Source organism: Massilia niastensis DSM 21313, assembly GCF_000382345.1.
GTDB classification, from domain to species: Bacteria; Pseudomonadota; Gammaproteobacteria; order Burkholderiales; family Burkholderiaceae_D; genus Telluria; species Telluria niastensis.
The window spans coordinates 19928-40726 of sequence record NZ_KB908087.1 but is presented as its reverse complement, the minus strand read 5'-3'; the positions used below and the strand labels follow the sequence as shown (position 1 = coordinate 40726).

Here is a 20799-nt window from a genome sequence, read left to right as displayed (position 1 = left end):
TGAGCACAATGCCAGCTCTTCATGCCGGCTCGGTGTTCCCATGGAAAAGAATGACCGGTACCGGGGAGTAGGCGAGTACACGCTGGGGTACGCTGCCAGCGATGAGCCTGGTAAGTCCACGCTGTCCATGCGCGGCGATGAGGATGAGGTCGCAATGCAGATCGAGCGCCGCTCGGATGATGGCGTCTGCTGGATCCGGGGAAGCGACGGTCACGCTGCTGCACGGAACGCCCGCGTTGCGAGCAAGTCGGGCCACCCGGTCCGCATGTCGCGCGGCGGCCTCGCGCATCCGATCGAGCTCGCTCTCGCGGCCGCGCTCCGGCGTTGCAGCGCTCAGTATGGGGAAGCATGGTTGGGCGACCGACAGGGCGACGATGTCAGCGCCGCAGCCGCGCGCGAGCGCAATGGCCGCCGCGGCAGCACGCTCCGACAGGGCGGATCCATCAGTTGGCATGAGGATCTTCTTGTACATGGTCTTGTACGCCGGCCGTCTCATCCTGGAGATTTGCCATGGATTGCGGGGGCGAGTATGCGCTGATAATGAGAGAGTTTGCTTGACGCAGATCAAATGCAACCAAATAGGTTTGTTCTAGCGAGGCCCATGCGGCAAGCGGACGCCGGCCTTCGGCTGGAGCAGGCTGTGCTTGCATGTTCCGATCGAGGGATTAATCTGTCTTGTATGCGGCTGTCAAAACCTTGCCGGCGGCAGGCAGACAGCTTGCCGCGTCGCTGCGCCGGCGTTTCCTGTGGAGTGAGCTATGCTGCGCCGTGGCTTCCCGATAGCCTGTCTGGGCATCCTTCTCCATGCGGCGGCAGGCGACGCGCCTGCGCAGCAGCTGTATACGGCGGCCAGATTGCCGGGGTTCGCGCCTGCCATCAACAATGCCGGCGATGCGGCGGGAACCGCTTCGTCGACGCCACCTTTTCTGCGCGCCTTCCGCTGGTCGCAGGGAACGGCGAGCGACCTCGGCTCGCTCGGGCAGGCGGGCAGCCGGGCTTACGGAATCAACGACAATGGCGACGTGGTCGGCGATTCGGACGTGCCTGTGCCGGGTCGGACGTTTTCGAATGTGCATGCTTTCGTCCACAGCGAGGGGGGCATGCGCGACCTTGGCACCCTCGGGGGAGCCAACAGCACGGCGGTGGCTATCAATCAAGGGGGCCAGATCGCCGGGACTGCAGAGACTGGCTTTGGCCGGCGGCACGCATTCCGCCACAGCCAGGGACGCATGCTCGATCTCGGCACTCTCGACGGGTTCGCCAGTACCGCGATGGACATCAACCGCGCGGGGGACGTGGTCGGCGAGTCCGGCGGCCATGCCTTTCTGTACCGCGACGGCATGCGCGACCTCGGCGCTCCCCTGGGCTACAGCATTGCGCGGGCCGTCAACGACGCCGGCCAGGTGGTGGGCCTGAGCGGACGGTCCGACATCGATGGGCACGCCTTCCTCCATGCAGACGGGCAGATGCACGATCTCGGCACCTTGGGAGGAGCATTCAGCGCTGCCTTCGACATCAATAATCACGGCGACATCGTCGGCTGGACCGACGTGGCGGGCCACGATGGCAGGCTGGCATTCCTGTACAGCGAAGGCGAGATGCGAACCCTCGATTCCATGCTCTACGGGACGAGCGCCGTTTCGTTCGGCATGGCCTTCGCCATCAACGATGTCGGCCAGATACTTGCCAGCGGCTGCGGTGCCGGCGCCTGCGCTTCCTACCTGCTCACGCCCATTCCAGAGCCGGCCGGCTACCTGATGCTGGGTACGGGACTCGGCCTGATCCTGCTGCTCCGCCGCCGGCAGCCCCGAGGCCTTTGGCCGATGAGGAGGCAGACATGGCGATGCTCCTGCGCTGGATAGGTTCGTTCCTGATCGCGACGGCGCTGGCGCTGCCGGGCGGCGCCGGCGCGGCCGGACCTTATGCCAGCAGTCCCGTGCCGCCAGGGACCGCGGCCCTGTCCGTCCAGGGACATAGTGCGGGAACCTATCTGAATGCTGGGGGCGCTTATCGCGCTTTCCTGTCCCGCGACGGTGTGCGCACCGACCTCGGCACCCTCGGTGGCAGTTTCAGCAGCGGCCTTGCCGTGAATGACAAGGGATGGGTGGCCGGGATTTCCGACACGGCCGGGGCTGGCAGCCGCGCCTTCCTGTACCGGGATGGCGCGATGACCAACCTGGGAACCCTCGGCGGCGGGTATAGCGCTGCTGTCGCCGTGAACGGGGCGGGGCAGGTGGCCGGCAACTCGACCACCGCGGACGGCCGGCGCCATGCGTTTCTGTATAGTGAAGGCAGCATGCGGGACCTGGGGACGCTCGACGGCCAGGATAGTACCGCGTACGGCATGAATGCTGCCGGAGACGTGGTCGGGGAATCCGGAGGCCATGCTTTCCTGTATACCGGCGGCGTCATGCATGACCTGGGTACCCTCGGCGGCAAGCGCAGCATCGCCTACGATATCAATGACGCCGGCGATATCGTTGGCGCCGCAGCGACAGCGCTCACGGGCGATTTCGGACACGCTTTCCTCTACATGGACGGGCAAATGATCGACCTCGGCGCCACCGGCCGTCATGGCGAGGTGTATGCCAGTGCGGCATTTGCCATCAACAACTCCGGTAGCATCATCGGCAGCACCGAGTACGATGGCGGCCGCCGCATGTTCATTGTCGAGGATGGGGTCCTGAGTGGACTCGAGATGGTCGATCCCGGGATCATTCCAGATTATCCGTTTGCTCTCACTGACAATGGGCAGATCCTGGCTGACGCCCGCGACGTGCGAGGGCAGCCCCTGGTCGTCCTGCTGTCTCCTGTTCCGGCGGTACCTGAACCCATGACCTGGCTGATGGTCCTTGCAGGAACCCTGTTGATGTGGGCCGGGTCATGCAGGACCAAGGGTCCAGGCGTGGCGGCGCCGGAGCGGCCGATGCCTCGCTGAACAGGAATCAAAAGGGCGGTCAGTCAGCCCTGTGGACTCTCGCTCGTCTGCCGGCAATAGCTTGCGAGGTTTGCAGGAACGTCAGGCGGACAGACGCCGCATTGCCGGTTCCCGGTCTCTGCATAATCGATGAACATTGGGTAGGGCAGGTTGAGGTTCGCCATGATCTGCCTGAACTCCTCCAGCGTTCTGTCGCCACCCAGGCGCGGATTGCGCTTCTTTTCCTGGACAATCGAGGAGACGAAGCGCTGCTGGTAGTCATGGGCCGGATAGACCAGGGTTTCATCGGGCAGGGCGAACAGCTTTTCCCGCACGCTCCTGTAGAGCGCATCGGCATCGCCGTTCTGGAAATCCGTGCGACCGCAGCCTTCGATCAACAGGGCGTCGCCGGTAAACACCCGGTCGCAGAACAGATAGGCGAAATGCCCGTCGGTATGTCCGGGCGTATGGATCGGCTCCAGGCTGATACCGCCAACCTGGAACGGCTTGCCTTCCTCGATCCCGATGTCCGTGCAGGACAGGCGGTCGTATGCCGGCGCGGCAATCCTGCTGCCGACTGTCCGTTTCATTTCCAGCGCGGCGGTGATGTGGTCCGCATGGATATGCGTTTCCAGGGTGTAGGCCAGTTTCAGACCGAGGCGATGCACCTCGGCCAGATCGCGGTCCATGCTGGCGATGACAGGGTCGATGAGAAGGGCCTCCCCAGTGTCTTCATCGCCCAGGAGATATGTATAGGTACTCGACAGCGGTTCAAACAGTTGCCTGAAGATCATGATGGCCTCGTTCGGTAGCAGGTGCGGTAAGCGATCATTTTCAATATACGCTTAAATATATTATCAGGTGGTATAATGATCCGGTAAAGGACTTTCTTCAATAGATTTGCATATGCCTTCATCAGGACAAATTGAACTGGCGAGACTGCAAGCCGCAGCCGGGCAGGCCTCCACACTCCTGAAAGTGCTGTCCAATCCCGACCGCCTGCTGCTGCTATGCCAGATGACACAGGGCGAGTTTCCGGTCAGCGAACTGGAGGTACTGAGCGGCATCCGGCAGCCGACGCTATCGCAGCAACTCACCGTCTTGCGTGAGGAAAAGTTGGTCAGTACCCGCCGCGAAGGCAAGCAGATCTTCTACAGCATCGCCAGCAAGGAAGCATTGGCAGTGATGCAAGTGCTGTATCAACTGTACTGTCCGAGCGACCAGGAGGCACGCGATGACAATCGATTGGACTAGTTTCACCCCCTGGATGTCGCTGGCGGGCGGCCTGATGGTCGGCTTGGCCACCGTCATGTTCCTGCTGCTTAACGGACGAATCGCCGGGATCAGCGGCATTCTCGGTGGGCTGCTGAGGCCGGCACGGGGTGATGTCGCCTGGCGTCTGGCGTTCATTGGCGGCCTGGTGATCTCGCCCCTGCTGTTTTCCCTCGCCGCCCCGTTGCCGGAGGGGCGGGTCGAAGCGAGCAATCCTGTGTTGCTGATGGCCGGCCTGTTGGTAGGCATCGGTACCCGCTACGGCTCGGGTTGTACCAGCGGGCACGGTGTATGTGGCCTGTCCCGGCGTTCGCCGCGATCCGTGGCGGCGACCATCGCCTTCCTGTGCGCCGGGTTTGTCACTGTGTACTTTGTTCGCCACGTCATTGGCTAAGGAGAACGGCATGAACATCATCATGGCACTGCTGTCCGGACTGCTGTTCGGCCTGGGGCTGATCGTGTCCGGGATGACCAATCCCGCGAAAGTCCTCGGCTTCCTGGATCTGGCCGGAGATTGGGACCCGTCGCTGGCCTTCGTCATGGGTGGGGCCGTACTGGTCGGCTCGCTGGGGTTCGCGTTGGGCGCCAGGCGGCGGCGCACCCTGCTTGGCGAAGCCATGCGCTTGCCTACCGCCACCCGGATCGACCGGCGCCTGGTGCTGGGCAGCCTGACATTCGGTGCAGGCTGGGGAATGGCCGGCTACTGCCCAGGACCTGCGCTCGCTTCGCTGGCGCAAGGTGGCGGAAAGCCCTTGCTGTTCTCCGTTTCCATGCTTGCCGGCATGGCGGTGTTCGAGGTCGTGGAGCGCGTCCGGAACGGAACAGCGAACAGGGCGGGCTGAAAGCGGTCGGTGCGCCGACAGCACCGGCCGGGACGTCGAACGCAAGACCGTTGCGCTGGCACTGCGGATGCGCTTCGATGCCATGGAGGCGGGGATGGTCTGCCACTTTACTGCCAGAGTTATTTTTCCCTATTTTGATCTACGTCAAACAGCGGATCTGCACACGGTGACAGTATCGGAACCGTCATTCGTCAATCCCATGCCACCACCCGGCGTCTCCCATGTGCCTTGCCATCCCTATGCGGGTCGATGAACTCGACGGCCAGACGGCACGTTGCACCGCAAGCGGCATCAAGCGGGAGGTAAGCCTGTATTTGCTGCCCCCTGGCTCGGTCGAGCCAGGGGATTTCGTCATTGTGCACGTGGGATACGCGATCCAGAAAATCGTCGCCCATGAGGCCCAGACGATCTGGGAGATGCTCGACCGGATGCGGCCGGATGACATCGCGAGGCGGGATGCATGAGGTTTCCATCTGCGAGGCGTTGCTGGCACAGGTCGCCCGCCTGGCAGTGCAGCACGGAGCGACGGGAGTGAGCACGATCACATTGCGGCTCGGACCATTGTCCGGCGTCGAGCCGGCACTGCTGCGAACGGCGTACAACCAATGCCGTGCCGGCACATGCGCGCAGGATGCCGACCTGGTCATTGTGACCGTCCCGGTTCGCATCACCTGCCAGGCCTGTGCCGCCACCGGCGAGGCCACGATCGAGCGACTGGCATGCGGGACATGCGGAAGCGCGGACACGCGGCTGGTGGGCGGTGACGAGATGCTGTGCGAGAGCGTCGACCTGGTCTTCGCGGCCTGAGCGGAGGTTTTCCTGGCGGAGGAGCGATGTGCGCGGACTGCGGCTGTGGCAAGACCGATGTCAATCCCGGGGTGCGCTACGCACCTGTCAGCGCCAGCACGTCGAGGGTCGAGGTGCTGCGCCGCCTGCTTTCCGAAAACGACACGGCAGCTGAACACAACCGCTGCCATTTTGATGCAAACCATGTGCTCGCCGTCAATCTGATGTCGTCGCCCGGGGCCGGCAAAACCGCCTTGCTGGAGGCAAGCATCGACGCGCTGTCGGATGAATACCGCATTGCCGTGATCGTCGGCGACCTGGAAACCGAGAACGATGCCCGGCGCATTCGCGCCAAGGGCGTGCCCGTGGTGCAGATCACGACGGGCAGCGCCTGCCATCTTGATGCCTCGATGGTCCATGACGCCTGGCACCGTCTGCCGCACGACCGGGTGGACATCCTGTTCATCGAAAATGTGGGTAACCTCGTCTGTCCCGCCAGCTTCGACCTCGGACAACACCACGACATCGTCCTGCTCTCGGTCACCGAGGGCGACGACAAGCCGGCGAAGTATCCGGTCATGTTCCGTGCGGCCGACCTGCTGCTGATCACCAAGGTCGATCTGTTGCCGTACCTGGACGACTTCGACGAGTCGCGCGCCAGGCGCTTCATGCACCAAATCGCCGGTCATGCCCCCGTATTGTCGATTTCGGCGCGCAAGGACATGGGGATGGACGAATGGCTCGCCTGGTTGCGCCGTATGCATGCGGCCCGCGGCCGGTTTCGGCAGGAGGCGCGATGACCGTATCCGCAGGGGAGTGGCTGGAAAGGATCAGGGCGCTCAAGCTGCCGCACAAGGTCAGGATCATGAATGTCTGCGGCGGCCACGAGCGGACAGTCTCCATGGCGGGGCTGCGCAGCGTCCTCCCAGCGGATGTCGAGCTGATTCCCGGTCCCGGTTGCCCGGTCTGCGTATGCCCCGAGGAAGATATTCATGCAGCGATCCGGCTTGCGGTCGAGCAGCGGGTGATCCTGCTCGCATTCGGCGACATGCTGCGGGTGCCGGCCAATGTGCCCAAGGGTGAGCTGCGTTCGCTCGACCAGGCGCGCGGCGCAGGGGCGGACGTGAGGCCGATCGCCACCCCGCTCGAGGCGCTCCGGATCGCCCGCGCCAATCCGGATCGCCCGGTGGTCTTCTTCGCGGCGGGCTTCGAGACCACGACGGCGCCGGTCGCGGCGATGCTGCTCGATGCGCCGCCCGACAACCTGTCCCTGCTGCTCTCCGGGCGCCGCACCTGGCCGGCGGTGGCCATGCTGCTGGCGTCGGGGCAGCCATCCTTCGACGCGCTGCTGGCGCCCGGCCATGTTGCCGCCGTCATGGGCTCCGACGAGTGGCGCTTCGTGGTCGACAAGCACGCGATGCCGGCCGCGGTTGCCGGATTCACGCCGGACAGCCTGCTGGCCGCCACCTGCTCGGTGCTGCGACAGGTCGTGGAAGGACGGCGCTTCCTGGACAATTGCTATCCCCAGGTGGTGCATGCGCAGGGCAATCTCCAGGCGCAGCAGCGCTTGCGCCAGGTGATGGACATCGCCGATGCGAACTGGCGCGGCATCGGGATCATCCCGCGCTCCGGTTTCCAGCTGAGGCCGGCGTTTGCTGCCCATGACGCGCGGCTGCAGTTTCCCGGCGCCGCAGACGGTTCGCGCAAGCGCGCCGGGCAGATGCCCCCGGGCTGCGATTGCGCGAAGGTCGTGCTCGGCCAGATCTATCCCGACCAATGCCGGCTTTATGGACGCGCCTGCACGCCGCGCGCGCCGGTCGGGCCGTGCATGGTGTCCGACGAAGGCGCCTGCCGGATCTGGTGGGCAAGCAGGATGCGCCAGCCGGCTTCCGCCACGGACGAGGGCTAGGACATGGATACCGCCGGTGCCGGCGTCGAGAACGCGCCAGGGGACGGGCTGATGGCAGGCCGGCGCTGGTTGCTGGCCGGACGGGTGCAGGGCGTCGGGTTCCGGCCCTTCGTCTACCGGCTCGCCTGCGCCTACGGCATCCGGGGATTCGTGCAAAACCTCGCGGGCCGGGTGGTGGTGGTGGGGGAGGGAACACAGCGCGAGCTGGCGCAGTTCGGGCACGCACTGCTGGCCGAGGCGCCACCGCTGGCCCGCCCCCGGCTTGCATCCTGCGCCGCGCATCCGCCAGGCGGCTTCGCCGATTTCCGGATCATCGCCAGCGCGCCGGATGCGGAAGCGGAGATCTTCCTGCCCCCGGACTGCTTTTGCTGCGACGACTGCGTGCGCGAGCTGGACGATCCGCACGACCGGCGGTATCGCTATCCCTTCATCAACTGCACGCAATGCGGTCCCCGCTATACCGTGATCACGGGGCTGCCGTATGACCGCGAGCGCACGACGATGAAACAGTTCGCCATGTGCGCGGCATGCCGCGCGGAATACGAGGATCCCGGCAATCGCCGCTTCCACGCAGAGCCGATCGGGTGCCCCGTATGTGGTCCGCGCCTGGCCTTCCATGCGCCCGGCTCGCCTCTCGTGGAAGACACCCCGGCCGCGCTGGCGCGCACCATCGGGCATCTGCATGCGGGATGGATCGTCGCGGTAAAGGGACTCGGCGGCTACCATCTCCTGGCCGACGCGACCAGCGGGGCTGCCGTGGCGCGCCTGCGTCAGCGCAAGCACCGCCCGCACAAGCCGCTGGCACTCATGTTCCCCGCCGACCCGGCATATCTGCGCCGGATGCTCGACCTCGATCCGGCCGCGCATGCGGCGCTGTTCGATCCCGCGCGCCCGATCGTCCTCGTCCGCGCGCGGGAGGGCTCGGGCCTGGCACAGGGCATCCACCCGGGACTGAACGAGGTCGGCGTGATGCTTCCCTACAGTCCGTTGCACCACCTGCTGCTGCAGGCCTTCGGACGTCCCCTGGTCGCCACATCCGGCAACATCAGCGGCGAGCCGGTGCTGACCGACGCCGCCGAGGCCGAAGCGCGCCTGGCCGCCGTCGCCGACTGCTACCTGCATCATGACCGGCGCATTGCGAGGCCGGCCGACGATTCCGTCCTGCGCGTGATCGCCGGCAGGCCAAGGCCGATCCGCCTGGGACGGGGGGCGGCCCCGGTCGAGGTGGCGCTGCCGTTCGTGCTGTCGCGGCCACTGCTGGCTGCCGGCAGCCACATGAAGAATACCCTCGCGCTGGGATGGCGCGACCGGGCGATCGTCGCGCCCCATGTCGGCGACCTGGACAGCCCGCGCGCGCTCGCGGTCTTCGAGCAGGTGGCGGCCGACCTGCAGGCGCTGTATGGCATTGCTCCAGCGGCGGTCGCGTGCGACGCCCATCCGGGATATGCCAGTACACGCTGGGCCGCGGCCTCGGGGCTGCCTTTGCTGAAAGTGCAGCATCATCGCGCCCATGCGTCCGCGCTGGCTGCGGAACATCCGGATGTCGAGCGCTGGCTCGTGTTTGCCTGGGACGGCATCGGGATGGGCGACGATGGCTCGCTGTGGGGAGGCGAGGCCTTCGCTGGCGCCCCGGGCGACTGGCGGCGCGTGGCGAGCCTGCGGCCGTTTCGGCTGGTCGGCGCGGAGCAGGCTGGACGCGCGCCCTGGCGCAGCGCCGCGGCCTTGTGCTGGGAGACGGGTCACGCGTGGCGCGAAGGCCAGCATGAGCTCGTGTTGCAGGCCTGGCGCCGGCGTGTCAACTGCCGCACCACGTCGGCCGCCGGGCGTCTGTTCGATGGCGCCGCGGCGCTGGTCGGGCTGCTGGATGAGGCGAGCCATGAGGGGCAGGGGCCGATGTGGCTCGAAGCGATCGCCGAAGGCGAAGACGGCGCGCCGGTGCCCCTGCCTGTGGCAAAGAACGGCGCGGGCCTGTGGGAGATGGACTGGGGGCCATTGATCAGGCCGTTGATGGATGCGCGGCAAACGGCCGCGAGGAGGGCTGCGGTGTTCCACATCAGCCTGGCGCACGGCTTGCTGGCGCAGGCCAGGTCCGTACGCAGGGAGCATGGACTGCGGCATGTGGGTCTCACCGGCGGGGTGTTCCAGAACCGGCGGCTTGCCGAAACGGCGCTCCAACTGCTGACGGCCGACGGATTCGACGTGCGGCTGGCCGAGCGGCTGCCGTGCAACGACGCCGCACTGTCTTTCGGCCAGCTGGTCGAAGCCGGAGCAAGGCAATGATCGAGGACCGGCATATCCTGCTCGCCCACGGCAACGGCGGCCGCCTGATGCGCGAGCTGATCGAGGCCGTGTTCCTGCACCATCTGGGGAACCGCTACCTCGATGCCGAGGCGGACGCGGCGGCCGTCCCGATCGCGGGGCGGGAACTGGTGTTGAGCACGGACGCATTTACCGTGCAGCCGCTCGAGTTTCCCGGAGGGGACATTGGCGCGCTGGCGGTCAACGGCACGGTGAACGACCTGGCGGTGGCCGGCGCCATTCCGCATTACCTGACCCTGAGTGCGATCATCGAAGAGGGGCTCGAGACTGCGCAACTGGAGCGGATCGTCGCCAGCATGGCGCGCGCGGCCCGGGCCGCAGGGGCGGCGGTGGTCGCCGGCGACACCAAGGTGGTGCGCCGAGGGGAAGGGGGCGGCCTGTATCTGATTACCACAGGCGTCGGCCTGCGTTCCCACGGCGCCTTGCCCGGCCTGGCGCAGGTGCGGGCTGGCGACCGCATTCTCGTCAGCGGGCCGGTCGGCGACCATGGGATCGCAGTGCTGCTGGCGCGGGAAGAGTTCGGCCTGTCGGGCGACCTGGAATCGGACTGCGCCAATGTGCTCGGCCTGGCGCAGGCGCTGCTGGCGCTGCCCGGCCTGCGCTTCATGCGTGATCCGACCCGCGGGGGACTGGCGACGGCCGCGCACGAAATATGCCGCGCAACCGGGCTGGGCATCAGGCTGGACCAGAGCGCGATCCCGATTCGTCCCGCGGTGCGCTCGGTCTGCGACATGCTTGGCTACGACCCGCTGTACCTGGCCTGCGAAGGCCGTATCGTCGCCGTGGTGGCGGAGCACGCGGCGCGTGACGCGCTCGCCGCATGGCGTGATCTGCCCGAGGGCCGGGAGGCGCGCGTGATCGGCGCCGTGACGAAGGCGAGTCCATCCGTCACGCTGCAAACGGACCTGGGCGGGGAGCGCCTGCTGGAAGAACTGGAAGACGACCCGCTGCCACGCATCTGTTAAAGGAAGCACGATGGATACCCTGCCACAGCTCTTCATGCCGCGCGCGCGCTTGCAGGACCTGATCGACGCGCTCGCCGGCGCCGGCTTTCGCTGCATCGGCCCCACGGTGCGGGATGGCGCCATCGTGTTCGCTCCATTGAAGGACGCGGCGCAATTGCCGGCGGGCGTAAGCGATGTACAGGAGCCGGGAGCTTATCGCCTCAGCCGGAACGCCAGTCCGCGCACGTTCGCCTGGGCCAGCGGCCCGCAGGCGCTCAAGCCGCTGCTGTTCGCGCCGAGCGAGGTGTTATGGCGAGCTAGGCGGCGCCCCGATGGGAGCATCGATTTCAGCAGCGACGTGCCGCAGGGGCCGCCTCTGGCGGTGTTCGGGGTGCGCGCCTGCGATCTCGCGGCGCTGGCGATACAGGACCAGCATTTCCTGCATGGCGCGCATGGCGCGGCGCCCGATCCCTTCTATGGCCAGCGCCGCGACCGCCTGTTCCTGGTTGCGGTGAACTGCAGCCATCCCGCAGCCACCTGCTTCTGCGCCTCGACAGGGGATGGTCCGCGCGCGGTCCAGGGTTTCGATATCGTGCTCGACGAACGAGACGATGGGTTCCTGGCGCAAAGTGGAAGCGACCGGGGGCGGGACATGCTGGCCGGCCTGGCCTTGTGCGCCGCTATGCCCGACCAGGTCGCCGAAGCGCAGCGCCAGACGGAGCGGGCCGAGCAGGCCATGACGAGGCGCCTGCCGGGACGTAACCTGCGCGATGCCTTGTTTGCCAACCTCGACCATTCACGCTGGGATGAGGTTGCAGACCGATGCCTGTCTTGCGGCAACTGCACTTCCGTATGTCCTACCTGCTTTTGCCACAGCGAGTCGGAACAGCCGCGCATCGACGGTACCGAGTCTCTGCACGGGCGCGAGTGGGATTCCTGCTTCACCCGTGGCCACAGCCATATCCACGGCTTGACGGTCCGCCCCGACACCCGCCTGCGTTACCGCCAGTGGCTGACCCACAAGCTCGGCAGCTGGCACGACCAGTTCGGTCGCAGCGGCTGTGTCGGCTGTGGGCGCTGCATCGCATGGTGTCCGGTCGGGATCGATATCACCGAAGAGGCGAACGCGATCTGCGGGAGGGGCCCATGAATCCCCACCTGCCGGCGGAAGCGGACATCGTCGAGCGCATCCAGGAATCGCCGTCCGTCTTCACGCTGCGGCTGAGGCTCAGCGATCCGGCTGCGCGCGGGGCCTATTGTTTCGCTCCCGGCCAGTTCAACATGCTCTATCTGTATGGAGTGGGCGAGGTGCCGATCTCGATCGTCTCCGATCCGCACGATCCCGAGCATCTCCTGCACACGATCCGCGTCGTCGGCCGCGTCACGCGCGGCATGGCGGAGCTGCAGGTTGGCGAGCGCATCGGCCTGCGTGGGCCGTACGGACGAGGTTGGCCCCTGCAGCAGGCGATCGGCCACGATGTGCTGATACTGACCGGCGGACTGGGGTGTGCACCCGTGGTCTCGGCCATCAACTACGTCACCCTGCGCCGTTCCTCGTTCGGCAGGCTGACCATCATCCAGGGCGTCAAGCATGCGGACGACCTGCTGTGGCGCGACCGTTACGCCGTCTGGGCCGACATGCCGGATACCCAGGTCCTGCTGTCGGCGGACCATGGCGGGCCGGTATGGCCCTGGCATGTCGGGCTGGTCACCGAGGTATTCGGCGAGACGCACGTCGCGCCGGAGCGCACCCTGGTCATGATGTGCGGGCCCGAGGGCATGATGCGGGCGAGCGTCACGGCGCTGCGGGCACGCGGTATCGAGGAGGGCAATATCTACCTCAGCATGGAGCGCAACATGCAGTGCGCACTCGGGCATTGCGGCCATTGCCAGTACGGACCGGCCTTCATCTGCCGCCAGGGACCGGTATTCGCCTACCCGGAAGTCAAGGCGCTGTTCGACGTGAGGGGATTCTGATGAAGCCGCGCATTGCAGTACACAAGTTCAGCTCCTGCGACGGATGCCAGCTGGCTTTCCTGAACCTTGGCGAGACGCTGCTGCAACTTGCGCAGCTGGTCGACATCGTGCATTTCGCGGAAGCCGGGCCGGTGGCGGAGAGCGAGCACGTCGATGTCGCTTTCGTGGAAGGCAGCATCTCGACCGCACATGATCTGGCCCGGATCCAGCAGGTTCGCGCGCATGCCACCTGGCTGGTCACGATCGGCGCCTGCGCCACTGCCGGTGGTGTGCAGGCACTGCGTGGGCTTGCCGATGCGAAAGCCTGGATGCACGCCGTTTACGCCAGTCCGGAATATATCGATACCCTCGCCACTTCCACCCCGATCGCCCGGCATGTCAAGGTGGACCTGGAACTATGGGGATGTCCGGTGAACGGAAGACAGGTGCTGGGCGCCCTGCGTGCGCTGCTGTCCGGCGTCATGCCTCCCGAGGAGGAGGACAAGGTATGCCTCGAGTGCAAGCGGCGCCAGCATGTCTGCGTGATGGTGGCGCACGGTTCTCCCTGCATGGGACCGGTCACGCGCACGGGTTGCGGCGCATTGTGTCCTTCCTTCGGCCGCGACTGCTACGGCTGCTACGGGCCGGCCGAGAACCTGAACACCAGGTCGCTGTCGCACTGGCTGGAAGGACTGGGGCTTGCCAGGGAGGAGGTGGCGCGGCGCTACCTGTTCATCAATAACGGCGCCCCGGCGTTCCGCCAGGCCGGCCTGGAAGCGACCGGAGACGGCGATGACTGACAGGCGCGCGGTGAGCATCAGGGTGCCCGTGCTGGCACGGGTCGAAGGGGAGGGCGCGCTGGAAGTCGATATCGCCGACGGCCGGATCGTTCACCTCCGGTTGCGCATTTATGAACCGCCGCGCCTGTTCGAGAAATTCCTGGAAGGGCGCGCCTTCCATGAGGTGCCGGACATGGTGGCGCGCATCTGCGGCATCTGCCCGGTCGCGTACCAGATGAGCGCAGTGCATGCCCTGGAAAGCATTGTCGGGGTTGCCCCGGGGCCCTGGGTACGGGCGATGCGTCGTGTGATGTACTGCGGCGAGTGGATCGAAAGCCACTGCCTGCACATCCACCTGCTGGCGGCGCCGGATTTCCTGGGGTGCCGCAGTGTCGTCGAGCTGGCGCAGAGCCATCCCGAAGAAGTACGGCGCGGACTTGCCCTACAGGCGCTGGGTAACGACCTGATCCGCCTGCTGGGTGCGCGCTCGGTGCATCCGGTGGGCGTGCGGGTCGGCGGTTTCCATCACGCGCCTCCAGTTGACGCGGTCGCGGCGCTGTGCGGGCGCTTGCGCGCGGCCCTGCCGGAGGCCGAGGCGCTCCTCGCATGGACTGCCAGCTTGCCGCTGCCAGCCACGGCACAGCGATTCACCAGCGTAGCGATGCGGGACGGACACGCGTATCCGATGAACGAAGGACGCATCATGTCGGACCAGGGCCTGGATATCGGAGCCGGCGAATTCGAGGACTGCTTCGCCGAACACCAGGTCCCGCACTCGACGGCCTTGCACAGCCTGCTCCTGGGACAGCCTTACCTGGTGGGACCGCTCGCGCGCATCAACCTGAATCACGATCTGCTGCCGCAACCGGTACGCGATGCCTTGCAGGCGACGGGCGTACGCTTCCCCAGTGCGAACCCGTTTCATGGCATCGTTGCGCGGGCAGCCGAGATCCATTGCGCGTTGGTGGACGCCTTGCGTCTTCTCGAGCAATACACCGTTCCGGCGGCGCCGTTCGTCGAGGCCGTTGCGCGGTGCGGCATCGGAACTGCTTGCACGGAGGCGCCGCGAGGCTTACTTTGGCACCGATACGAGACCGATTCCGAGGGAATCATCCGGAACGCACGCATCGTCCCCCCGACCAGCCAGAACCAGGCGCGCATCGAACAGGACCTGCGGCAAGCCCTGGAAGAGTTCGGCCTCGATCGTGAGGATGACGAGCTGCGCCGGCTTGGCGAAACGGTGATCCGCAATTACGACCCCTGCATTTCATGCGCGACACATTTTCTACGACTTGCCGTACGACGCACATGATCCCGATTCGACTCATCGGCATCGGTTCTCCGTCCGGCGACGACCGCATCGGATGGGATGTGATCGAGGCGCTGGTGGCGAGCGGGCTGCTGCAGCGCTTCCCTGCCGGCACCGTGGAGGCCTGCTGTTGCGATCGGCCCGGCGCCCTGCTGGCGCTGTTCCGGGAGGTCGAACTCGCGGTCGTGATCGATGCCATGCAGAGCGGAGCGCCGGCAGGAACGGTGCGGCGACTCGGGGCTGAGGAGCTGGCACCGGGCCAGGGCATGGTGTCCTGCCATGGCATCGGGGTGGCAGAACAGCTGGCCCTGGGCCGCGCGCTGGGTTTGTTGCCGCCGGCATTGCTGCTGTATGGCATAGAAGCGCCGCACGCCGCAGCGGCCGCGGAGCCAGCCCCGGAGGTGCGCGCGGCGATTCCGGAACTGCTGCGCCTGCTTGTTTCGGATCTGGAAGACAGGCTTGGCGCCAAGCCCGGCTTGGGCGCCGCAGCAGTCGGACCGGGGCAGCCTTGAGGTGTAGTGATTACGCGTTGACCATCGCAACATTGTCTTCCGGTTGTATTCGCCATTTACAGGGAGTTTCGCATGACATCCATATCACCTAGACCCGGTCGGTTGATAAGCATTGCATTAACGGCAATGGCCCTGGCCGGATGTGCGGCCACTCAACAGCAAAGCCGGGAATCCTCGCCGCAACATGGCATGGGGCAGGAGCACCATCGGGCACATCATCCGCCAGCCACCGCTGTGCGGCCTCCGGGGGCAAGCGGACCAGGAAGCGCCGCCGGGCCAGGCGGGATGATGTGTCATGGCGGAATGATGGGCCAGGGCGGCTGCCCGACAGACAGGATGGCCCGGTATGGCCCCATGGAGTTGAAGTCCATGTGTGACCTGCACGAAAAAATGAGGAACGCCAAGACTCCGGAAGAGCGCAGCGCCATGCTGGACCAGCATATGCGACACATGGCGCCGGAAATGCGGCAAAGGCATCTCGAGATGATGGAGCAGCATTGCAGCAGCGCCCGATAGATGGGCGTGGACTCATCAGGTAATCCAGGTCGGCGGGGCCAGCCGCATGCTGGCCTGCCGCTGATCCCAAGGAGGCGGCCATGGACTCACCACTTGCATTCATCCGATGGTTTTCAGAGCTGGGAATCGCCGATGTACCTTTGGTGGGCGGCAAGAATGCATCCCTCGGCGAGATGGTCCGTGAGCTGGGCAGCAACGGGGTCCGCGTGCCGAACGGCTTTGCCGTCACGGCCGCCGCCTACAAGGCGACACTCGACCGCGCCAACGCATGGGAAGGCCTGCGTCGGGCGCTCGACGGGCTCGATCCGGCCGACGTGCAGGACCTCGCGCGCCGTGCGGCGCAGGCGCGTGCGATCGTCTACGGTGCGCTGCTGCCCCTGGAGCTCGAGGAAGGCATCCTGCAGGCCTGGCGCAAGCTGCGAGAGGAATACGGCGACGGGCTGACCGTGGCCGTGCGCAGCTCCGCCACCGCGGAAGACCTTCCCACCGCCAGCTTCGCCGGCCAGCACGAAACCTACCTCAACATAGGCGGCGAAGCGAGCTTGCTCGACAGTATTCGTCGCTGCTTCGCCAGCCTGTTCATGGATCGCGCGATCGTCTACCGCATCGAACATGGCTTCGACCACTTCAAGGTCTACCTGTCGGTCGGCGTGATGAAGATGGTGCGCTCGGACCTCGCCTGCTCCGGCGTGACCTTCACGCTCGACACCGAGACCGGCTTTCGCGACGTCATCCTGGTGACGGGCGCATATGGGCTGGGAGAGAACGTCGTGCAGGGAACGGTCGACACGGACGAATTCTACGTGTTCAAGCCGACCTTGCGCGACGGACGGCGGACCGTGCTGCGGCGTTCGCTCGGCGGGAAGGAAATGCGGATGGTGTACGCGGCGGCCGGCGGCCGCGAAACCACGCGCAACATGCCGACCGGGCCAGAGGAGCGTGCGCGCTTTTGCCTGGACGATGCCGGCGTGCTCGAACTGGCCGAGGCTGCATTACGGATCGAGGAGCACTACGGCGCCAGGGCCGGGCATCCGGTACCGATGGACATCGAGTGGGCAAAGGACGGCATCGACGGCAGGCTCTATATCGTCCAGGCCCGTCCCGAGACGGTCGCCTCGCGCAGGTCCGGTACCGAGCTGGACGAGTACGTACTCGACGCCAGGGGCCGGCTGCTGGCATCCGGGCGTGCCGTCGGCAGCAAGCTTGCCACCGGCAGGGCGAGGGTCATCGCGGACGTGAGCCAGCTCGACCAGTTCCAGCCGGGGGAGATCCTGGTCGCCGAGACGACCATGCCCGATTGGGGGACGGTCATGAAGACGGCCGCCGGCGTGGTGACCAACCGTGGCGGCCGTACCTGCCACGCCGCGATCGTGGCCCGGGAAATCGGCGTACCGGCGCTGGTCGGCTGCGCGCACGCGACCGAGGCGATCCGCACCGGCGACGAGGTGACCGTGTCGTGCGCCGAGGGCAGCGTCGGCCATGTGTACGCGGGCCGCGTCCCGTTTCGCAAGATCACGACCGACCTGGCGGCCCTGCCCATGCCGCGCACCCACCTGATGGTCAATATCGGCAATCCGGACATCGCCTTCCAGACGCGCTTCCTGCCGAATGACGGGGTGGGCCTGGCGCGCATGGAATTCATCGTCGCCGAGCACATCCGCATCCATCCGATGGCGCTCGTGCATCCGGAACAGGTACAGGACGCGGCAGTGCGCGCCGAGATCGGGCGCCTCACCCGGGATTACCCGTCGCCGGCCGATTACTTCGTGCGCGAGCTGTCCGAGGGCGTGGGCACCATCGCCGCGGCGTTCCACCCAAAGCCGGTCATCGTGCGCATGTCCGACTTCAAGACCAACGAGTATGCCAGCCTGGTCGGCGGCTCCTTCTTCGAACCGGTCGAGGCCAACCCGATGCTCGGCTTTCGCGGCGCGGCGCGTTATGCGCATCCGGCCTATGCGGAAGGGTTCGCGCTCGAGTGCCGGGCGATGAAGCGGGTGCGCGAAGAGATGGGACTGTCGAACCTGCGCCTGATGATCCCTTTCTGCCGGCGCGTGAAGGAAGCCGAGGACGTGCTGCGCATGATGGCGCAGCATGGACTGGAGCGCGGGAAGGATGGGCTCGAGATCTTCGTCATGTGCGAAATCCCCAACAACGTGATCCAGATCGATGCCTTTGCCCGCCTGTTCGACGGCTTTTCGATCGGCTCGAACGACCTGACCCAGCTGGTGCTGGGCGTGGACCGCGATTCCGAGATCGTCGCCTTCGACTTCGACGAGCGCGACCCGGGCGTGCTCGAGATGCTGCGCCAGGCGATCGAGGGCGCCAGGCGCAACGGCCGCCACGTCGGGATCTGCGGACAGGCGCCGTCGGATTATCCCGAGGTGGCGCGCTACGTGGTGGAGCAGGGGATCGACTCGATCAGCCTGAACCCCGATTCGGTGGTGGCAACGGTGCGCAACCTGGTCGAGGTCGAGCGCGGGCTCGGCATCGCGCCGCGCCCGAGCGGCGCAGGAGGCTGACCCGTGCCCCCGGCCATCCGGCGCATCGCCATCGTCACCGGCGGCGGCGACGCACCGGGCCTGAACGCCGTGATCCGCGCAGTGGTTCTGGCGGCCGGCCGGCAGGGCTGGGAGTGCCATGGCATCCGCGACGGTTTCAATGGCCTGCTGGCACCGGGGCAATGTCTCGGGGACCCGGTCCCGCGCCTGTCGGCCGACGCGGTGCACGGCATCGGCCATCTCGGCGGCACCATCCTTGGCAGCACCAACCGCGGCAACCCGATGCGCTATCCGGTGCGTCGCAGCGACGGCAGCCTGGCGGAGGAAGACCGCAGCGACGAACTGGCGGCCCTGTGCCGCCAGTGCGGATTCGACGCCCTGGTCATCGTCGGCGGCGACGGATCGATGGAAATCGCCGAGTGCCTGTACCGCAAAGGGCTGCGCGTGATCGGCGTGCCCAAGACGATCGACAATGACCTCGACCGCACCTTCCAGACCTTCGGCTTCGACACGGCGGTCGGCTTCGCGACCGAATGCATCGACCGCCTGCACACCACTGCGGACAGCCAGCACCGCGTCATGGTGGTCGAGGTGATGGGGCGCTATGCCGGATGGATCGCACTGCATGCGGGCATGGCCGCGGGCGCCCATGCGATCCTGCTTCCTGAAATCCCGTTCGACATCGACGTGGTGGCCGACGCCATCCGCAAGCGCGACGCGTCCGACCGGCGCCATGCGATCGTGGTGGCGGCCGAGGGCGCGCAGCCGGTGGGGGGGCCGCGCGCAGTGCTGGCCGCGGCCGGGGCCGGCCACGCCGAGCGCCTGGGCGGGATCGGCGCCTGGGTCGAAGCCCGGCTGGCCGAGCGCACCGGCAAGGAGTGCCGCTCCGTGGTGCTGGGCCACCTGCTGCGCGGCGGCAGTCCGTCGGCGTTCGACCGCGTGGTCGCTTCGCGCTTCGGCGCCGCGGCGGTACGGGCGCTGGCGCGTGGCGAATCGGGTGTGATGGTGGCGCTGGGTGACCAGGATATCGGCACCGCGCCGCTGTCCGAGGTGGCCGGCCGCACCAAGCGCGTGCCGGTCGACGGCGACACGGTGCGCACGGCGCGCGACCTCGGCATCTGCCTGGGCGAGCGTCATACGAAGTAGTTTTGCGAAAAAAACGAAGTAGAAGTGTGAACAAAATGGTCTTGTTGAGAACGTCTCAGCATCGTCCCTTTAAAAACAAGACCTTGGCGAGGTCGCGAAGTAATTATGCGAAATTGCTGGTAGTACGTTTTCGCTGTCTTTGCGGCAATGGGACATAGGAGCTTGGACAGGCACGCAAACGCCATGTTCGCCGCTCCGGCTGTGGTGCAAATTATGGATGAGGGACGCGCCGAGTCGCTCACATGTGCAGACAGTTCATGCATTCAAGACAGCTGCCCAAATCTCGGGCGTAGTCTGCCGCTGAGTGGCCAAGGTACCCAAGTTGAACTGCCCTTTGCGCATGCGACGCATGAGCTCGACGCCTCGAATTGTCGTGGTGGCGGAAGCAAGGCTTTTCAGGCCCAGCATGGCGCCCACTCTGGACTTCACATTGCGATGGTCCTGCCCGATTAGATTGTTCAAGTGTTTTGACGAGCGAAGCTTCGTCAGCTCGGGAAGCCTTCCATGCTGTTGAAGTTCGCGAACGGCCCTGTGCGAGGCTGCATAGCCGTCCAGCGTAATGGTCTCAGGCGATCGGCCCTGGGAACGCACAGCCTTGCGAAAGAAAGCCTTTGCCGAGGCGACGGTGCGTCGTGAGCCGAGCCGGAAGTCGACGGTCTTGCCTGACGCATCGACAGCCCGGTAGAGATAAGCCCACTGGCCCCGGATCCTGACGCAGGTTTCGTCCACCCTCCAGGAAATGCCTGCCGGCGATGAAAAGCGACTCCAGCGCTTGTCGAACTCTGGTGCGTAACGCTGTACCCAGCGCAGGATTGTCGTATGAGCGATTGACAGGCCGCGCTCGGCCATCATCTCGACCAGGTCACGATACGACAGCTTGTAACGCAGGTACCAGCGTACACTGAGAATGATGATCTCCTGCTCGACGTGTCGGCCCTTGAACAGGTCAGTCTTGCTCGGATGGTTACGCATGCTGGACAAAGGTCGTCATTCTAGCCGAGCTTCAGGTTTGCACCAGAGCCAGGTTCGCTACCTACGGGACCGTCCTCGAGCCGAGCCTCAATGATCATCCGCATGCCTGCCTCCCTGATTGC

21 protein-coding genes are annotated in these 20799 nt (G+C 66.1%); 18 read left to right on the top strand and 3 right to left on the bottom strand.

Translation table 11 applies throughout. The annotated features are described in order from the left end of the window. Positions 1 to 19: 19 nt before the first annotated feature. Complete coding sequence (locus H162_RS0109175; protein ID WP_026354436.1) at positions 20 to 472, bottom strand: universal stress protein; 453 nt, start codon at positions 470 to 472, stop codon at positions 20 to 22. Positions 473 to 758: 286 nt separating this feature from the next. On the opposite strand from H162_RS0109175, the gene H162_RS30445 reads away from it, so the two are divergent. Continuing rightward, positions 759 to 1862, top strand: a complete 1104-nt coding sequence (locus H162_RS30445) for a PEP-CTERM sorting domain-containing protein (RefSeq protein WP_020653165.1) — start codon at positions 759 to 761, stop codon at positions 1860 to 1862. Beyond that, positions 1838 to 2938 (top strand): HAF repeat-containing protein, encoded by a 1101-nt coding sequence (locus H162_RS32605; protein WP_020653164.1) that lies wholly within the window; start codon positions 1838 to 1840, stop codon positions 2936 to 2938. The genes H162_RS30445 and H162_RS32605 overlap by 25 nt, the downstream gene beginning before the upstream one ends. A 23-nt stretch (positions 2939 to 2961) precedes the next feature. Here H162_RS32605 and H162_RS0109160 read toward each other — a convergent pair whose 3' ends face one another. Then, the gene (locus H162_RS0109160; protein ID WP_020653163.1) at positions 2962 to 3711 is read right to left on the bottom strand and encodes an MBL fold metallo-hydrolase; all 750 of its coding nucleotides are present in this window, start codon (positions 3709 to 3711) and stop codon (positions 2962 to 2964) included. Between the two features lie 112 nt (positions 3712 to 3823). On the opposite strand from H162_RS0109160, the gene H162_RS0109155 reads away from it, so the two are divergent. The 16 genes from H162_RS0109155 (at position 3824) to H162_RS0109075 (ending at position 19705) form a co-directional block, all read left to right on the top strand. Then, the gene (locus H162_RS0109155) at positions 3824 to 4171 is read left to right on the top strand and encodes an ArsR/SmtB family transcription factor (protein WP_020653162.1); all 348 of its coding nucleotides are present in this window, start codon (positions 3824 to 3826) and stop codon (positions 4169 to 4171) included. Next, positions 4152 to 4583 carry a YeeE/YedE family protein gene (locus H162_RS0109150; RefSeq protein ID WP_026354435.1) on the top strand — a complete coding sequence of 144 codons (432 nt, stop codon included), beginning with the start codon at positions 4152 to 4154 and terminating at the stop codon, positions 4581 to 4583. Before H162_RS0109155 ends, H162_RS0109150 begins: the two co-directional genes overlap by 20 nt. A gap of 10 nt (positions 4584 to 4593) precedes the next feature. Beyond that, positions 4594 to 5031, top strand: coding sequence for a YeeE/YedE family protein (locus tag H162_RS0109145; RefSeq protein ID WP_020653160.1), 438 nt, complete (start codon positions 4594 to 4596; stop codon positions 5029 to 5031). Between the two features lie 221 nt (positions 5032 to 5252). Continuing rightward, positions 5253 to 5495, top strand: coding sequence for a HypC/HybG/HupF family hydrogenase formation chaperone (locus H162_RS0109140; RefSeq protein ID WP_020653159.1), 243 nt, complete (start codon positions 5253 to 5255; stop codon positions 5493 to 5495). Beyond that, on the top strand, positions 5488 to 5838 hold the full coding sequence (locus H162_RS0109135; protein ID WP_020653158.1) for a hydrogenase maturation nickel metallochaperone HypA/HybF: 351 nt from the start codon (positions 5488 to 5490) through the stop codon (positions 5836 to 5838). The genes H162_RS0109140 and H162_RS0109135 overlap by 8 nt, the downstream gene beginning before the upstream one ends. Positions 5839 to 5864: 26 nt before the next feature. Continuing rightward, complete coding sequence (gene hypB / locus H162_RS30435) at positions 5865 to 6617, top strand: hydrogenase nickel incorporation protein HypB (protein ID WP_020653157.1); 753 nt, start codon at positions 5865 to 5867, stop codon at positions 6615 to 6617. After that, positions 6614 to 7726: a hydrogenase formation protein HypD gene (gene hypD / locus H162_RS0109125; RefSeq protein ID WP_020653156.1), complete on the top strand. Its 1113-nt coding sequence runs from the start codon at positions 6614 to 6616 to the stop codon at positions 7724 to 7726. Before hypB ends, hypD begins: the two co-directional genes overlap by 4 nt. 3 nt (positions 7727 to 7729) lie before the next feature. Next, a complete protein-coding gene (gene hypF, locus H162_RS0109120; protein ID WP_020653155.1) occupies positions 7730 to 10006 on the top strand; it encodes a carbamoyltransferase HypF in 2277 nt (758 codons plus the stop codon). Next, positions 10003 to 11010: a hydrogenase expression/formation protein HypE gene (hypE, locus tag H162_RS0109115; RefSeq protein WP_020653154.1), complete on the top strand. Its 1008-nt coding sequence runs from the start codon at positions 10003 to 10005 to the stop codon at positions 11008 to 11010. Before hypF ends, hypE begins: the two co-directional genes overlap by 4 nt. A gap of 10 nt (positions 11011 to 11020) precedes the next feature. Further along, a complete protein-coding gene (locus tag H162_RS0109110) occupies positions 11021 to 12139 on the top strand; it encodes a 4Fe-4S dicluster domain-containing protein (RefSeq protein WP_020653153.1) in 1119 nt (372 codons plus the stop codon). Further along, positions 12136 to 12966 (top strand): FAD/NAD(P)-binding protein, encoded by an 831-nt coding sequence (locus H162_RS0109105; protein WP_020653152.1) that lies wholly within the window; start codon positions 12136 to 12138, stop codon positions 12964 to 12966. Before H162_RS0109110 ends, H162_RS0109105 begins: the two co-directional genes overlap by 4 nt. Next, a complete protein-coding gene (locus H162_RS0109100) occupies positions 12966 to 13745 on the top strand; it encodes an NADH-quinone oxidoreductase subunit B family protein (RefSeq protein WP_020653151.1) in 780 nt (259 codons plus the stop codon). Before H162_RS0109105 ends, H162_RS0109100 begins: the two co-directional genes overlap by 1 nt. Further along, a complete protein-coding gene (locus tag H162_RS0109095) occupies positions 13738 to 15036 on the top strand; it encodes a Ni/Fe hydrogenase subunit alpha (protein WP_020653150.1) in 1299 nt (432 codons plus the stop codon). The genes H162_RS0109100 and H162_RS0109095 overlap by 8 nt, the downstream gene beginning before the upstream one ends. Continuing rightward, complete coding sequence (locus H162_RS30430; RefSeq protein ID WP_020653149.1) at positions 15033 to 15545, top strand: hydrogenase maturation protease; 513 nt, start codon at positions 15033 to 15035, stop codon at positions 15543 to 15545. Before H162_RS0109095 ends, H162_RS30430 begins: the two co-directional genes overlap by 4 nt. Before the next feature lie 596 nt (positions 15546 to 16141). Then, a complete protein-coding gene (gene ppsA / locus H162_RS0109080) occupies positions 16142 to 18580 on the top strand; it encodes a phosphoenolpyruvate synthase (RefSeq protein ID WP_026354432.1) in 2439 nt (812 codons plus the stop codon). Between the two features lie 3 nt (positions 18581 to 18583). Next, entirely contained in the window at positions 18584 to 19705 is a 1122-nt protein-coding gene (locus H162_RS0109075; RefSeq protein WP_020653146.1) for a 6-phosphofructokinase, read from the top strand. Positions 19706 to 19960: 255 nt separating this feature from the next. On the opposite strand, the gene H162_RS0109070 is transcribed toward H162_RS0109075, so the two are convergent. Next, positions 19961 to 20677 (bottom strand): IS6 family transposase, encoded by a 717-nt coding sequence (locus H162_RS0109070; RefSeq protein WP_020653145.1) that lies wholly within the window; start codon positions 20675 to 20677, stop codon positions 19961 to 19963. Positions 20678 to 20799: the final 122 nt, after the last annotated feature.

Excerpts from the sequence above, each read along its gene's own strand:
- H162_RS32605 (WP_020653164.1), top strand. The coding sequence starts at position 1,838 with ATGGCGATGCTCCTGCGCTGGATAGGTTCGTTCCTGATCGCGACGGCG.
- H162_RS0109140 (WP_020653159.1), top strand. The coding sequence starts at position 5,253 with ATGTGCCTTGCCATCCCTATGCGGGTCGATGAACTCGACGGCCAGACG.
- H162_RS0109155 (WP_020653162.1), top strand. The coding sequence starts at position 3,824 with ATGCCTTCATCAGGACAAATTGAACTGGCGAGACTGCAAGCCGCAGCC.
- H162_RS30430 (WP_020653149.1), top strand. The coding sequence starts at position 15,033 with ATGATCCCGATTCGACTCATCGGCATCGGTTCTCCGTCCGGCGACGAC.
- H162_RS0109150 (WP_026354435.1), top strand. The coding sequence starts at position 4,152 with ATGACAATCGATTGGACTAGTTTCACCCCCTGGATGTCGCTGGCGGGC.
- H162_RS0109105 (WP_020653152.1), top strand. The coding sequence starts at position 12,136 with ATGAATCCCCACCTGCCGGCGGAAGCGGACATCGTCGAGCGCATCCAG.
- ppsA (WP_026354432.1), top strand. The coding sequence starts at position 16,142 with ATGGACTCACCACTTGCATTCATCCGATGGTTTTCAGAGCTGGGAATC.
- H162_RS0109100 (WP_020653151.1), top strand. The coding sequence starts at position 12,966 with ATGAAGCCGCGCATTGCAGTACACAAGTTCAGCTCCTGCGACGGATGC.
- H162_RS0109135 (WP_020653158.1), top strand. The coding sequence starts at position 5,488 with ATGCATGAGGTTTCCATCTGCGAGGCGTTGCTGGCACAGGTCGCCCGC.
- H162_RS0109110 (WP_020653153.1), top strand. The coding sequence starts at position 11,021 with ATGGATACCCTGCCACAGCTCTTCATGCCGCGCGCGCGCTTGCAGGAC.
- H162_RS0109160 (WP_020653163.1), bottom strand. The coding sequence starts at position 3,711 with ATGATCTTCAGGCAACTGTTTGAACCGCTGTCGAGTACCTATACATAT.
- hypD (WP_020653156.1), top strand. The coding sequence starts at position 6,614 with ATGACCGTATCCGCAGGGGAGTGGCTGGAAAGGATCAGGGCGCTCAAG.
- hypB (WP_020653157.1), top strand. The coding sequence starts at position 5,865 with ATGTGCGCGGACTGCGGCTGTGGCAAGACCGATGTCAATCCCGGGGTG.
- H162_RS0109070 (WP_020653145.1), bottom strand. The coding sequence starts at position 20,677 with ATGCGTAACCATCCGAGCAAGACTGACCTGTTCAAGGGCCGACACGTC.
- H162_RS0109095 (WP_020653150.1), top strand. The coding sequence starts at position 13,738 with ATGACTGACAGGCGCGCGGTGAGCATCAGGGTGCCCGTGCTGGCACGG.
- hypF (WP_020653155.1), top strand. The coding sequence starts at position 7,730 with ATGGATACCGCCGGTGCCGGCGTCGAGAACGCGCCAGGGGACGGGCTG.
- H162_RS30445 (WP_020653165.1), top strand. The coding sequence starts at position 759 with ATGCTGCGCCGTGGCTTCCCGATAGCCTGTCTGGGCATCCTTCTCCAT.
- hypE (WP_020653154.1), top strand. The coding sequence starts at position 10,003 with ATGATCGAGGACCGGCATATCCTGCTCGCCCACGGCAACGGCGGCCGC.
- H162_RS0109145 (WP_020653160.1), top strand. The coding sequence starts at position 4,594 with ATGAACATCATCATGGCACTGCTGTCCGGACTGCTGTTCGGCCTGGGG.
- H162_RS0109175 (WP_026354436.1), bottom strand. The coding sequence starts at position 472 with ATGTACAAGAAGATCCTCATGCCAACTGATGGATCCGCCCTGTCGGAG.